Below are 13,175 nucleotides of genomic sequence, written 5' to 3'. Positions count from 1 at the left end.
GCACGACTCGCGGAGGAGTGGTTCAAGGCAGGGGGCAGGTGAAGGGGAGGGCGCGTTCGGTGAGGCGTCCGGTCACACGCGTGCTGCTCACGGTGCTGTTGGCAAGCCAGTCTGCGGCGGTCAGTTGGTCGAGCAGTCCGGGCAGTTCACCGGCAGGGATCGCGGTCTGCGGGAGCAGCATCTCCAGGGCAAGGCCTTCGCCGCTGGGACCGAGGCGTCCCTCCAGGCTGGTCCGGGTGGCCAGGACCAGGGCGAGCAGGCGGGCGCTGGCGGTTGCCTTTGTCTTGCGGAGGTTCTTGTCGGTGACGGCTTTCTGGGCCCAGCCGCTGAGCTTCGAGCGCGTCGTCCTGCCGAACCGGAACGGATCGGGGCCCTCCCCGTCAGGAAGGAGGGAAGGGATGGTGACCGGTGTGGGGTTTTCCGGGCGGGACTCGAGAAGGCTCTCGACGCGTGCGGGAAGCGACAGCCAGCCGCAGTCGGCCATTTGCTCCACCACGCCTCTGGGGTCGCTCAGGCCGAGTCCGGTGAGGTCCTGGCCGACCAGGTTGCCGGTCCCGGAATGGGCGGCGCGCAAGGTCAGCAGCACCACCACCAGACGCGCCTCCGGTCCTGGCAGCGGACAGTGTCCGGCGCAGTACTCGAGGGCGGTACGGGCGTGTTCCCACAGCGCGGGACCGGTCAGCACACGGATCACGGCCGGCTCGCCGCTGTCGGTGCAGTGGGTGCGCTGCTGGTGCTGGAGGCGGGCGGTCTGGGCGGCCTGCTCAGCACGACGGGCCTCCCGCCGCAGGTACGGGTCGTCGGTGAGGGCAGACCAGGTGGTAAACGCGGTTGCTTTGCGCGCATGCAGGCCGGCAAGGAAGGCCAAGTCGGGTTCGGTGCGCTGCTGATAGGCGCGGTACAGGTCACCCAGTTCCGTCAGTTCATCGCGCAGCTCGACGGGCCGCAGGCTGTGCGGGACGACCTGCCCGGCAATCCGTCTGTCCCGCGGCGGCCGCGGACGCCGCGGGACAGAACGGGCGGTCGGCACCGTCAGCGAACTACCGGCGGAGGAGGGGTCAGAGAACTGTGGAGCGCACGCAGCCGCAGCGGTCGGGTGAACACAGATGTCGGCGGGAGTGGCTGCGGCCGTGGCGCGGAGGGCGGGAGGAGCGGTGCCGATGGTCCTGGCGCCCGGGGTCGCGGCTGCACAGCGTGAGCAGCATTCCATGACGCGCCACCAGCGGCCCTCCCGGTCGGTGACGACGGCCAGGACCACCGGCCCGCCACACCTCCACGGCTCCCCACGCTCAGGCCGATCGTCGCGCCGGGCGAGGCTGTGGGCCTGACAGTTCTCGACCTTACAGGCGCAGAACGCCTGTGCCCGCGGCCCGGATGCCGCTTTCAGATGGGCCTTCAGGTGAGCCACCGCGGCCACACGGCCAGCCGCCGCGGACGGCAGACGCTCCGTGGGGCAGGCCGGACGGCTGCACGAGACGCGCACGGCCGCACTGCCGCGGCCGGCGGAATCCAAGCGCACCGTCCATGTGCGCCCCAGCACCCGGTCATCAAAGTCGCCCGTGGAGATCTGCGGCATTCAGTCCTCCTGCGCACTCGTCCTCAACTGCCCGCGGCAACCCCGCCATCGAACAGGGAACAGGCGGCGCGGGGAGATCCCACCGTAGGCCTCACCACGGACAAACACCGGTGAACAAGCTCTCTCCACGCCGTACCCGGCCCGCAACGGCCGAGCGCCCACACTCTGGCCGGTGAGCTGTGTCGTCGGCAGCTGGATCATCGGCTGTCCATCCCTGCCGCTGCCGGGAGCACCCAAGATTCAGGAATGGGCCACGGCGTTGGCCCGCAGGTGTGCGAGCAGGGCTTGTACCTCTCGCGGGTCGTCGCCGTCCGTTGTGAACGACAGGAGAGCCCTCATGACCTGACGGGCAAGCTCGCCTGTCGCCCGGACATCGTCACCGGCCGTGTGCGCCCAGCCGGCCATCATGCTCAGGGCGATCGTCGTCATGTGCGAGATGAGACCCTCACGAAACTCGGACAGGGCCTCCTGGAGGTCGGGCCCGTCCAGGCGGACGATGCCGGTGACGACCAAGAGCATGCTCTGCAGCCGGCTGGCGCCGTAATGGGTGATCAGTTGCGCCAGCGGCTGTTCGCGGTGACCACCGCGCACCAGAGCGGCCAGCGCGTCCTCATCACCGCCCCAGGCTGCTTCCAGCGCAGCGACCACGCGCAGGATTTGATCTGGAGTCAGCTCCGCAGACATGGACAACACCTTAGCCACCCCAGCGACCAGGCGGGGCGGGAGATCATGGTGGAGTCCTTCCGCCGAGTCCGCTGGCTGTGTGGTGTCGCGCGTTCTGCTGATCCAAGGCCGGCGCCGCAGTTGATGTCGGTGCAGATCCGGCTACCAGCGGGAAGGCTGGCTCCGATCCGCGTGGGGCCGCCCTCGTTCCGCCCGGCGGACATACGAGCCGGGAAGACTGCTCCCCTGGTGATTCGAGAAGACTTTCAATCAGCGACGCCATGTTGCGTGGCCTGATGGGCACCCGATCGTTACTCTCGAAGCTCCCGCACAATCCTGTGCGGGATGGACCCCGATCCGACTTTTACCCGCAGGGCTCACCTCCCCGCACTCGCGGGATAGTGACCGGGTTCAGGGGCTTATGGCTTCCCATGAGGCAAATGACGGCAAAGGCCCTTCAACACCGCAGGTGAAAAAGGGTCTCGCCCCGCACTGCGGGATGTACGGGCACCGGCCTGGTAGAGCAGGATCTGGACCTTGTCTCGCCCCCGCACCGCGGGATGTACGGTCTCCGGCGTGGAAGTTGCCCGTGGCGCCGCCGTCTCGCCCCCGCACCGCGGGATGTACCGCTGCTCTGAATCGCCTGGGAGAGGCCGCCGCTGTCTCGCCCCCCCACCGCGGGATGTACGGGAGTCGCGATGGACCGCGTCTTCAGCTTCCCCGTCTCGCCCCCCAACCGCGAGATGTAGGGGTAACGCCGAGGTAAGCCCAAAAGCCGCCAGTACTTGATCTTGGCGCCCTGTGCGGTAGCAGCCGTCACCCATTCGGCCCAAGGTCGTTGGTGCTGGTACTGACTGATCTCTGGGCCTGGGGCGGGACTTGTGACCTCGATCGAGCGGACCGCGTATCCGCGGTTCAAGCGGCTGATCACCGCGCATGAGCTGCATCTCTTCTTCGCGCCGACGCGGGAGGAGGCGGTGTGGGCTGCTGAGCGGATGGACTCCGACGGGCATCAGCTCGCGCTGTTGCTGGCGCTGAAGTCGTATCAGCGGATGGGCCGGTTCCCGAAGCCGGACGAGTATCCGGAGATGGTGGTCGACTTCGTCCGCCGTACGGTCGAGCTGCCGGAGGGCACGCTCCCGTTGTACGAAACGGGCCGCACCGCCGAGCGGCAGCGTGCGGAGGTGCGCCAGCGGGTGGGGACGAAGTACCAGCAGTCCCAGGCCCGGCAGATCGCTGAGGTGGCGATCCGCAAGGAGGCCGCTGCGAAGAACCGCCCCGCCGACCTGATCAATATCGCGCTGGAGAGGGTGGTGGCGGCCGGGCTGGAACTGCCGGCGTTCTCCACCTTCGACACGATGGCCTCCACGATCCGCACGGAGGTGAACACCTCGATCTGCTGCGGCATCCATGACCGGATGAGCCTCGCCGAGCAGACGGGGATGCTGCGGCTACTGGAAGAGCGTGACAGTGACGGCACCACGCGGTTCAACCGGCTGAAGCAGACCGCTCAGGGCCCGATCTGGTCGCACGTCAAGCGCCTGTTCACGCACCTGGAGTGGCTGGACGAGCTCGGCGACACCGCGGTGCGGGTGGACGGCGTCGCCGCACCGAAGGTCACCGACTTCGCCGGGGAGGCGGATGCGGCGGACGCCTCCGAGCTGCGGGGCTATGCGGCCATCAAGCGGATCGCGCTGCTGGCCTGCCTCGCCCACAAGTCCCGGATGCGGGTACGGGACGATCTGGCGACGATGCTCTGCAAGCGGGTCGCCATGAAGATCAAGAAGGCCAAGGAGGAGCTGGAGGAGATCCGGCTCGCTGAGCGGGACATCGTCGAGTCCCTGATCGGGAACTACCGCACCGTGCTCAAGAACCTAGACGACGGTGGCCCCGCCCAGGAGGCATTGGCGAAGGCTGCGGCGATGACCGCCGAGGCCGTGAAGGCCCTGGACGGGCTGGACGAGGCGGCGCCGGTGGAGGAGGTCGCCCGGCGCCTGGGCGGGGAAGTCTCCCCGGCCGTGCTCGCCCTGGCGAAGGCCCAGTTGGTGCAGGCCGGTGGCCTGGGGGCGGTCACCAAGGCGGTGGAGGGCTTCGGCGGGTTCGCGGGGCAGTACGAGCAGATCGAGAAGGTCTCCGCGCATCACGGCAACTTCTGGGAGGTGCTGCTGTACGGGCAGCTCGGCCGGGACCGGTCGGTGATGTTCGACCTGGCGGAGAAGCTGGAGTTCACCACGACGTCCGAGGACGGACGGGTGCTGATCGCGCTCGCGCACGCGATGCGCCACGAGAGCGCCCGAGGCGAGTACATCACCGCCCTCGGCGAGGACGGCAGAGCCGTCGACATCTCCTTCGCCACGCAGAACTGGCGCAAGGCTGTGCTCGACAAGACGCGCCCGGGCCGGTTCGTCCGCAAGCACTTCGAGGCGATGGTCTTCACCCACCTCGCCGAAGAGCTACGCACCGGGGACGTCGCCGTGGTCGGCTCGGAGGAGTACGCCGACTGGTCCGAGCAGCTGCTCGCGTGGGAGGACATCCAGGAGAAGCTGGCCGACTACCTGGTGGAGGTCGGGCTGTGCGAGGAGGGCGAGGCCGTTACCTTCGACGCGGCGTCCTTCCGCCGGCAGCTGGAGGACAAGCTGCGCCGCGCCGCCGCCGCGGCCGATGCCGGGTATCCGGACAACGAGGGCCTGGTCATCGACCCAGAGACCGGCATCCCGTCACTCCAGCCGCACCGCTCCGAGGGACAGCGGCCCTCGGCGAAGCGGCTGGAGCAGGAGGTCAAGGCCCGGATGCCGGAGCGCACGCTGATGGGGATCGCGGCCCGCACCGCGTACTGGGTGGAGTGGTGGCGACGCTTCGGCCCGCCCTCGGGCAACGACCCGAAGCTGAAGGACCCGTTCGGCCGGTACGTGCTGACCACGTTCGTCAAGGGCACCAACATGGGGCCGTACGAGGCGGCCAAGCACATCCCCGGGGTATCCGGGCACGAGCTGTCGTGCGTGGCCAACCGGCACTTCTCCATCACGCTGCTGAACGAGGCCGTCGCCGACCTGGTCAACGCGCACGCCCGCCTCGACATCTCCCAGGCGTGGGGCGACGGCACCGCCGTGGCAGCGGACGGCACCCACATGGATACCTACCTCAACAACCTGCTCGCCGAGACGAGCGTGCGGTACGGCAAGGCGGGCGGCATCGCCTACCACCACATCTCCGACACCTACATCGCGTTGTTCACGCACTTCATCCCGTGCGGGGTGTGGGAAGCCGTCTACATCATCGAGGGCCTCCTCAAGAACACCAGCGAGGTCAAGCCGACCACCGTGCACGCCGATACCCAGGGCCATTTAGTTACATGGACACCTTGCCCCTCGTTGAGGGTCGGGGGCGGCCGTCCGGGCTGTCGGGTGCGACGGCTCGGGGAGTGTCTGTGCGGGTTCAGCAGCGGCGGCAGGAGGACGGCTCGACCCTGGTCGAGCTGCTCGACGAGGACGGGACGCCAGTCGAGGTCGTCGCCGGATTCCTACGTTTTCTCGGCGCGCGGGACTGCTCGCCGAACACGCTCATCGCGTACTCCTACGACCTTCGGCACCTGTGGCGCTTCTTCGCGACCAGGGATCTGACCTGGGAGCGGTTCGGGCCTCCGGACGCGATCGCGTTGCTGGAGTACCTGCGGTCGGTACCGTCCTGCCGCCCGCGTCGGCGGATGACGCTGTCGGTGGTGACGATGGCCGCTGACGGTCCGGCGACCAAGCTCGCGGGCAGCACGGTGAACCGGATTCTGGCTGCGGTGTCCTCGTTCTACGAGTACGCGATTTTGTCCGGGCTGCTGGAGCGGGCCAACCCCATCGAGAAGCGTCCGGACCCTGCACTTCTGCACGTCTCCGAGCGGCATCGCCCGTTCATGGGACGGGCCAGCCGCCAACGGCCGGTCCGCCGGGCCGTGCGCGTCAAGACCGTCCAGCGGGTGCCTCGTCCGCTGGACGACGGCCAGGTCGAGTTGCTGCTCGGACAGCTTCGCGGGCTGCGGGACCGGGCGATCGTGTTGCTGATGCTCCACGGCGGGCTGCGGCCCGGCGAAGTGCTCGGCCTGCACCTGGACGACCTGGCCTACGGGCGGCGGCGCGTCGTGGTCCGGCATCGCGACGACCATCCCAAGGGCGTCCGGTCGAAGTCCCGGGTCGAGCGGGTCGTCGACCTGCACGAGACCGCGACTCTGGCGGCGGTCAGTGCCTACGTGATGAACGAACGCCCCGACGACGCCGACACCCGGCTGGTGTTCCTGATCGGCGGCCGCGGAACCAGACGCTTGGAGGCGTTGGGCTACGACGGCCTGGTGCGGATGTTCTCCCGGGCCTGCACCCGCGCTGGCATCCGCGAGCCCTGGGTAACGCCCCACGCGCTGCGTCATACGCACGCGACCGCGATGTGGGAGGGCGGCATGCGTGAACTGACCTTGCAAAAGCGCCTCGGTCACGCCTCGCCCGAGTCCACTCGTCTTTACACCCGGGTCTCCGATCCAGCAGTCGTCGCCGACTACCACCGGGCCCTGGACGTGCTGGGCAAGCCGGCGGAGGGACATTCGTGAGGGGCGTCACGGCTTCGACCGCCGCGCTGGGCGCCGCGCCGGAACCGGTCCGCCGTCAGCGCCCCAGGCACTGCCCCGAGGGGCAATACGTAGCGGCCGTCCGCGGCCAGGACAGCTTCAATCGTCAGTACCTCAACGCGAAACTGCGCTACTACCGCGACTTCCGGACCCGGTGGCCGGACCTGGAAACCTGGTTCGCCGAACCCCTGGTGGAACGGGCGGGCCGGCTACCCGGGGAACCTTTCCACCGTCCGTCGTTCCCCACCTCCCACCGGGCCCGGACCTACCTGACCTATCTGGGCCTGCACGGGTACGCGACATTCGACTACCCGTGGATGTTCGCCGTCGGCCAGCTGCGCGTTCACGACCAGGCCGCCCTGCTGGGAATCGATCCGGGCACCATGACACTGGTCGAGGAAGCCGTCGCGCTCGGCTACAACCGGCTGTCCGCGAAGCAGGCCATGCACTGGTCGGTGGCCCGGATCGCGTTGCGCAACGGTCTGACCGACGTCGCCGACATCACCGGCGATCACGTCGCCGAGGTCCTGGAAGCCATCCGTCTGTTCCCTGAGGACCCGGAGTTCGCGTCCTTCTACCCGTCGGCGCAACAGTTCTACGAGGGCCCGGCAAAGAGCTGGATCACGCACCTGCACCAGCTTGAGGTGGTGCTCTTCCACCGCGGCCAGGTCGCCAAGCAGCCACGCAAGCTCATGCCGTCGTGGAAACCACCGCTGACGCTTCCTCCCCGGATGTTGGCCGTCGCACAGAAGTGGCTGGCGGCCCGCAAACTGACCGACGCTCCCTCGACAGTGGACAAGCTGGAGCTCGCGGTGCGCACGTTCTGCCGGTGGCTTGAGGCCAACCACCCCGGTATCACGACGTTCGCCGATGTCACACGTGACCACTGCCTGGGCTGGATCGGGCACATCGCCGAAGCGCCGACCGAGAAGACCGGCAAGCCGCTCGGTGTCATGTCACGGATTCAGCGGATCTCCGGGCTGTCGCAGTTCTTCCGGGACACCGCGCTCTGGCAATATCCGGACGTGCCCGGCCACACCCTCATCGGCGCCGGTGACGCACCGAAATTCCCGCTGAAAGTGCCCCGCTTCATCCCCGACGACGAACTCGACCAGTTGATGCCGGCCATCGACGCGATCGCCTGCCCGTTCCAACGCGCCGCACTGCTCGTGGCCCGCTGGTCCGGTGCCCGACGCACCGAGATCCAACGTCTGCCCATGGACTGTCTGGACCGCTACCCCGACGGCACCGCACGACTGCGTCTCTCCGGTCGCAAGACCTACAAAGAACGCGTCGTCCCCCTGCACGAGGACGCCGCGACAGCCCTGCAGCACGCCATCGACCTGCGCCGGAACGCACCCGAGAGACCGTTCACCGACGAACGCAGCGGGGAGGAGATCCGCTACCTGTTCATGAGCCACGGCAAGCTCCTGTCAACCTTCTACCTGTTCGAGACGCCGATCCAGGACGCCTGCAAAGCTGCCGGACTGGTCCGCCCGGGCGGTCGCGCTGGCACCGGACGTGGCACCGTCTCGGCCCACCGGTTCCGGCACACCGTCGGCACCCAACTCGCCGAGCGCGGCGCGAAGCTCCACACCATCATGAAGGTGCTCGGCCACACCTCCGTCAGCATGGCCCTGGTCTATGCGCAGATCAGCGACCAGGAAGTACTGCGCGACTACAAGGCCGTGCTCGGCCCCGGCGCCACGATCGCCGGGCCGGCCGCCGACGAACTGCGCAACGGCTCGCTGCCGGACACCGCGGTCGACTGGCTCACGACGAACTTCTTCAAGACCGAACTCGAACTCGGCCGCTGCCTGCGCCTCCCCGCCGAAGGCCCCTGTGAATGCGACCTCTACTTGACCTGCGCGAAGTTCGTCACCACACCCGAGTACGCACCACGTCTGCGGGCCCGACGCGAAGTCGAGCAGACTCTCGCTCTCGATGCCGCCCAACGCGGCTGGGAGCGCGAGGTCGAACGACACCGCTGCACCAGCGACCGCATCGACAAGCTTCTCGCGGACCTCGGTCAACCCGCCCATCCGGAAGAGGAAGCCGAGAGCACCGGTGGCCCGTGACTGCTACCTGGGGGTTATCGGACCGGTCCTTGCTCATCGACCAGCACCGTGGGCGGAGACAAGAACACGTCAGCTTTCACCGGTCCGTAAGCGATGTTGAAGGTGTCGAGCCAGTACGACCAGCCCCGCACTCCCGCCGCGCTGCTGAAACGGTAGTTGAGCTGCCAGCGGACCCACTGTCCGGGAACAAGCCGTACGGCCGGGGGCCGTCGTGGTCGAGGGGGTATGGCAAAGAGGGGCTGGACCCGGGGCAGGACTCGCAACCGACCCTTGTCTTCGCGGAGCTGGACGTCGACCTTGCGCAGGTCTTCCTGGCCGTCGAAGCGGTCGAAACCGTCGCTCTCATGCATGCGAACCACGTGCGCGACCGCGGGCGGCATTGGCGGGACGCGAAAGCCGACCGGGACGGCGTTCCTGCGAGCCGCGGCCTCCCCTCCACGAGACTCCTTCGTCCAGGACGTCCGTATCCATTGAACGGTCACCTCCACAACGCTCCCCCCTGCCACCTCGTCGAGAGCTTCACCCTATGTCCGCACGACCTGACGACACCTCGAAGGGAGATCAACTTGAACTGTCCAGATAAACTCGGACATCGTGTTCGGCCTGTTCAAGATCCTCGGCTACAACTTCAGCCCGCGGTTCCGCGACCTGGACGACCAGCGGTTCTGGCGGGCCACGATGCCCGGCGTCGAGACCGGCACCTACGGCGCGGTGGAGGACCTGGCCCGCAACCGCGTGAACCTGAACAAGGTGATCACGCACTGGCCGGACATGCTGAAGGTCGCCGGTTCCCTGGTCACCAACCAGGTCCGCGCCTACGACCTGCTGCGCATGTTCGGACGTGACGGGCGCCCGACCCCGCTCGGGGCGGCATTCGCGGAGTACGGGCGGATCGCCAAGACCGAGCACCTGCTGCGGGTGGTCGACCCGGTGGACGACACCTACCGCCGGCAGATGAACCGCCAGCTCACCGTTCAGGAGTCCCGCCACAAGCTCGCCCGCGACGTGTGCCACGGCAAGCGCGGCACCATCCACCAGGCGTACCGCGACGGCATGGAAGACCAGCTCGGCGCGCTCGGCCTCGTCCTCAACGCCATCGTGCTGTGGACCACGAAGTACATCGACGCCGCCGTCGCCCAGCTCCGCGCCGAGGGCCACGAGCTGCGGGATGAGGACATCGCTCGGCTCTCCCCGCTCAAGCACGCGAACCTCAACGTGCTCGGCCGCTACAACTTCAGCGCCTCCACCCCGGCCGCTGGCGCCCTGCGCCCGCTGCGTGACCCGGACGCGGCCGGGATCGGGCCCGACGAGGACGACGTCGACCTATGAGCGGCCGGCCGTGAGGGTGTGGGTGGTTCAGGCGCTGTGGCGGCGTACGGCGTCGAGGAGCTGATCGATGTCCTCGGCGCTGTGGGAGAAGGCGGTCACGAAGCGGACGACGCCCGGCTCCCAGCGGTCGTGATAGAAGGCGTAGCCCTCGGCGAGGAGGCCGTCGGTGACGTGCTGGGGCAGGCGGCAGAAGAGGATGTTGGCCTGCGGGACCGCCAGGAGACCGGTGTCGGGGATGGCTTTGAGGCCGTCGCCGAGCCGGGTGGCCATGGCGTTGGCCTGGCGGGCGTTGTCCAGCCACAGGTCATCGGTGAGGTAGGCGTCGAGCTGAGCGGTCTGGAAGCGCATCTTCGAGGTGAGCTGCCCGGCCCGCTTGGTGCGGAAGGCCAGCTCCGTGGAGAGCGCCGGATCGAAGGAGACGATCGCGTCCGCGGTCATCGCGCCGTTCTTCGTGGCGCCGAAGGACAGGACGTCGATGCCCGCCTTCCAGGTCATCTCGGCCGGGGTGGTGTCGAGGTGCACGAGGGCGTTGGCGAAGCGGGCACCGTCCATATGGGTGCGCAGGCCCGCGTCCTTGGCGACGGCGGTCAGTTCGCGGATCTCGGCGACGCTGTAGACGCTGCCGGACTCGGTGGCCTGGCTGATGCTCATCACCGACGGCTGCACGCTGTGCACGTCCCCGGCCCTGCGGCCGGCCGCCGCCCGCAGGGCGGTGGGGTCGAGCTTGCTGTCGTCGCCGTCGAGGCCGACGAGCTTGGCGCCGCCGGTGAAGAACTCCGGTGCCCCGCACTCGTCGTGGTGGATGTGGCTGTCGCGGTGGGCCAGGACACTGCCCCACGGCGGGGTCAGGGCCGCCAGGGCCAGGCCGTTGGCGGCCGAGCCGGTGGTGACCGGGAAGACGTCCACCTCGCGTTCGAAGACCTCGGCGAGCCGCGTGCGGGCGCGTTCAGTGAAGGGGTCGTTGCCGTACGGCAGGACCTGGCCGAGGGCGGCGTCGGCGACAGCTTGGGCTATCTGCGGGGAGGCGCCGGCCATGTTGTCGCTGATGAAGGACAGGCCGGAGGGCGTGGTGGCGGGGGTCGTGCTCATGGGGGGGGGCTTCCTTGCTGGTCAGGTGATGATCGGGGAGGCGAAGACGACCGTGATGTCCACGGGCTCCGCTCCGGTGCGGTAGAAGTGCGGGGCGTCCCCGGCGAAGGCGAGCATGTCGCCGGGCCCGAGGTCCTGGGGTGCGTCGACGGGGCCCGCGGTGACCGAGCCGCTGGAGATGAGCAGGTGCTCGATCGTGCCGGTGGCGTGGGGCACACCGGCCAGCTCCGTCTCGGGCTGAATCCGCAGGCGCCAGATCTCCAGGCTGTTGCCGCTGCTGATGCGCCGCAGCAACTCCCGGGTGACCTCGCCGGGCTCGGCCTCGGTGGCCGGCCGGTAGACCGGTCCCGTGTCCGCGTCCCGGGCCAGGAGGTCGGCGATCGGGATGCGCAAGGCGATCGCGATCGCGTCCAGGGTGTCGATCGTCGGATTGCCCTTGCCGGATTCGAGCTGCGAGAGCGTGGCCTTGCTCAGTCCGGCACGCCGGGCCATCTCGGCCGCGCTCATCCCGCGCTGCTGGCGGCGCAGGCGGATCTTCGCTCCGACCGCGGCCGCGGTACTGCTGACCGGCTGCCGGGCGGGCGGCGGGGGCGTCATCGGCAATCCCCGACAGTGCGTGAATGAACCATACGTTCACTATAACGTACGGGTTGATATGGCGCACTCCGCGTTCATTAAACTGAACGGACTAGGGATTTTGTCCAGGTAGCGGCGGTAACGTCGGGATCATGTTTGCTGCCTACGCTGCCCGAATCGACCGTGACCAGCCGCTGAACGGCCTCGTGCTGGGCGATCTCCCCGCCCCGCAGGCCCGCCCCGGCTGGGTGACCGTGAACGTCAAGGCCGCCTCCCTCAACCACCACGACCTGTGGTCGCTGCGCGGAGTCGGCCTCGGCGAGGACAAGCTCCCCATGATCCTCGGCTGCGACGCCGCCGGGATCGACCAGGACGGCAACGAGGTCGTCCTGCACTCCGTCATCGGCCAGAGCGGCCACGGGGTCGGCCCCGACGAGCCCCGCTCGATCCTGACCGAGCGCTACCAGGGCACCTTCGCCGAGCAGGTCACCGTCCCCGCCTGGAACGTCCTGCGCAAGCCCGCCGAGCTCTCCTTCGAACAGGCCGCCTGCCTGCCCACCGCCTGGCTCACCGCCTACCGCATGCTCTTCACCAACGCCGGCGTCCGCCCCGGGGACTCCGTCCTGGTCCAGGGCGCGGGCGGCGGGGTCGCCACCGCCGCCATCGTCCTCGGCAAGGCGGCCGGCCTGCGGGTCTTCGCGACCAGCCGCGACGAGGCCAAGCGCAAGCGCGCCGTGGAGCTCGGCGCTGTGGACGCGTACGAGCCGGGTGCACGGCTCCCGCAGCGCGTGGACGCCGTGATCGAGACGGTCGGCGCCGCCACCTGGTCACACTCCGTGAAGTCCTTGCGGCCGGGCGGCACCCTGGTGATCTGCGGTACGACGAGCGGGGACCGCCCGGCGCACGCCGAGCTGACCCGGATCTTCTTCCTGGACTCAAGGTCGTCGGCTCGACCATGGGCTCCAAGGACGAGCTGGAGGACCTGCTGTCCTTCTGCGCGGCGACCGGCGTCCGCCCGGTGATCGACGAAACCCTCCCGCTGGACCGCGCCCGCGCGGGCTTCGAGAAGCTCGAATCCGGGAACCTCTTCGGCAAGATCGTGCTCACGACGTAGGCCCTGTCCTCCCGAAGCTGCCGCGAAGTGACAAGTAGCTCTCTGTAGCAAAGCGGGGGTGCGCTTGTCCGGGTTTTCGATCTTCTGGGGTTGTTGAGGGGGCCGTTCCGCGATGTTGGTCCGGTCACGACGACTGGAGGGAGCGCG

Annotated in this window: 7 protein-coding genes and 3 pseudogenes; 5 read left to right on the top strand and 5 right to left on the bottom strand. The window is 68.8% G+C overall.

Annotated features, from left to right (window positions below; translation table 11 throughout):
• Positions 1-22 precede the first annotated feature (22 nt).
• Together IE267_RS34345 and IE267_RS34340 are read right to left on the bottom strand one after the other, a co-directional pair.
• Positions 23-1,576: a hypothetical protein gene (locus tag IE267_RS34345; RefSeq protein ID WP_189765856.1), complete on the bottom strand. Its 1,554-nt coding sequence runs from the start codon at positions 1,574-1,576 to the stop codon at positions 23-25.
• 240 nt (positions 1,577-1,816) lie between these two features.
• A complete protein-coding gene (locus IE267_RS34340) occupies positions 1,817-2,260 on the bottom strand; it encodes a hypothetical protein (protein WP_189765855.1) in 444 nt (147 codons plus the stop codon).
• A gap of 860 nt (positions 2,261-3,120) precedes the next feature.
• On the opposite strand from IE267_RS34340, the pseudogene IE267_RS40220 reads away from it, so the two are divergent.
• From IE267_RS40220 to IE267_RS34330, 3 genes and pseudogenes are all read left to right on the top strand, one after another.
• Positions 3,121-5,568: pseudogene (locus tag IE267_RS40220) on the top strand (Tn3 family transposase); the annotation flags it as partial.
• Positions 5,569-5,666: 98 nt separating this feature from the next.
• Positions 5,667-6,824, top strand: a complete 1,158-nt coding sequence (locus IE267_RS39925; protein ID WP_229861579.1) for a tyrosine-type recombinase/integrase — start codon at positions 5,667-5,669, stop codon at positions 6,822-6,824.
• The gene (locus tag IE267_RS34330; RefSeq protein ID WP_229861578.1) at positions 6,821-8,920 is read left to right on the top strand and encodes a tyrosine-type recombinase/integrase; all 2,100 of its coding nucleotides are present in this window, start codon (positions 6,821-6,823) and stop codon (positions 8,918-8,920) included. Before IE267_RS39925 ends, IE267_RS34330 begins: the two co-directional genes overlap by 4 nt.
• 14 nt (positions 8,921-8,934) lie before the next feature.
• Here the strand turns inward: IE267_RS34330 and IE267_RS34325 are convergent, their stop codons facing one another.
• On the bottom strand, positions 8,935-9,408 hold the full coding sequence (locus tag IE267_RS34325; protein WP_189765853.1) for a hypothetical protein: 474 nt from the start codon (positions 9,406-9,408) through the stop codon (positions 8,935-8,937).
• 97 nt (positions 9,409-9,505) lie between these two features.
• On the opposite strand from IE267_RS34325, the pseudogene IE267_RS34320 reads away from it, so the two are divergent.
• Positions 9,506-10,249: pseudogene (locus IE267_RS34320) on the top strand (Tn3 family transposase); the annotation flags it as partial.
• Positions 10,250-10,276: 27 nt separating this feature from the next.
• Here IE267_RS34320 and IE267_RS34315 read toward each other — a convergent pair.
• Both IE267_RS34315 and IE267_RS34310 read right to left on the bottom strand, forming a co-directional pair.
• Entirely contained in the window at positions 10,277-11,338 is a 1,062-nt protein-coding gene (locus tag IE267_RS34315; protein WP_189765852.1) for a threonine aldolase family protein, read from the bottom strand.
• A gap of 21 nt (positions 11,339-11,359) precedes the next feature.
• Positions 11,360-11,935 carry a helix-turn-helix domain-containing protein gene (locus IE267_RS34310; RefSeq protein ID WP_189765851.1) on the bottom strand — a complete coding sequence of 192 codons (576 nt, stop codon included), beginning with the start codon at positions 11,933-11,935 and terminating at the stop codon, positions 11,360-11,362.
• Between the two features lie 131 nt (positions 11,936-12,066).
• Here IE267_RS34310 and IE267_RS34305 point away from each other — a divergent pair.
• A pseudogene (locus IE267_RS34305) lies at positions 12,067-13,028 on the top strand (zinc-binding dehydrogenase).
• The last annotated feature ends 147 nt before the right edge of the window (positions 13,029-13,175 follow it).

The sequence above is a fragment of the Streptomyces xanthochromogenes genome, from assembly GCF_014650455.1.
Lineage (GTDB): Bacteria > Actinomycetota > Actinomycetes > Streptomycetales > Streptomycetaceae > Streptomyces > Streptomyces xanthochromogenes.
This window is presented reverse-complemented; position numbering and strand designations above follow the sequence as displayed.

Bases quoted from the DNA above. Each gene is read 5' to 3' on its own strand.
- IE267_RS34345 (WP_189765856.1), bottom strand. From the start codon at position 1,576: ATGCCGCAGATCTCCACGGGCGACTTTGATGACCGGGTGCTGGGGCGC.
- IE267_RS34340 (WP_189765855.1), bottom strand. From the start codon at position 2,260: ATGTCTGCGGAGCTGACTCCAGATCAAATCCTGCGCGTGGTCGCTGCG.
- IE267_RS34315 (WP_189765852.1), bottom strand. From the start codon at position 11,338: ATGAGCACGACCCCCGCCACCACGCCCTCCGGCCTGTCCTTCATCAGC.
- IE267_RS34310 (WP_189765851.1), bottom strand. From the start codon at position 11,935: ATGACGCCCCCGCCGCCCGCCCGGCAGCCGGTCAGCAGTACCGCGGCC.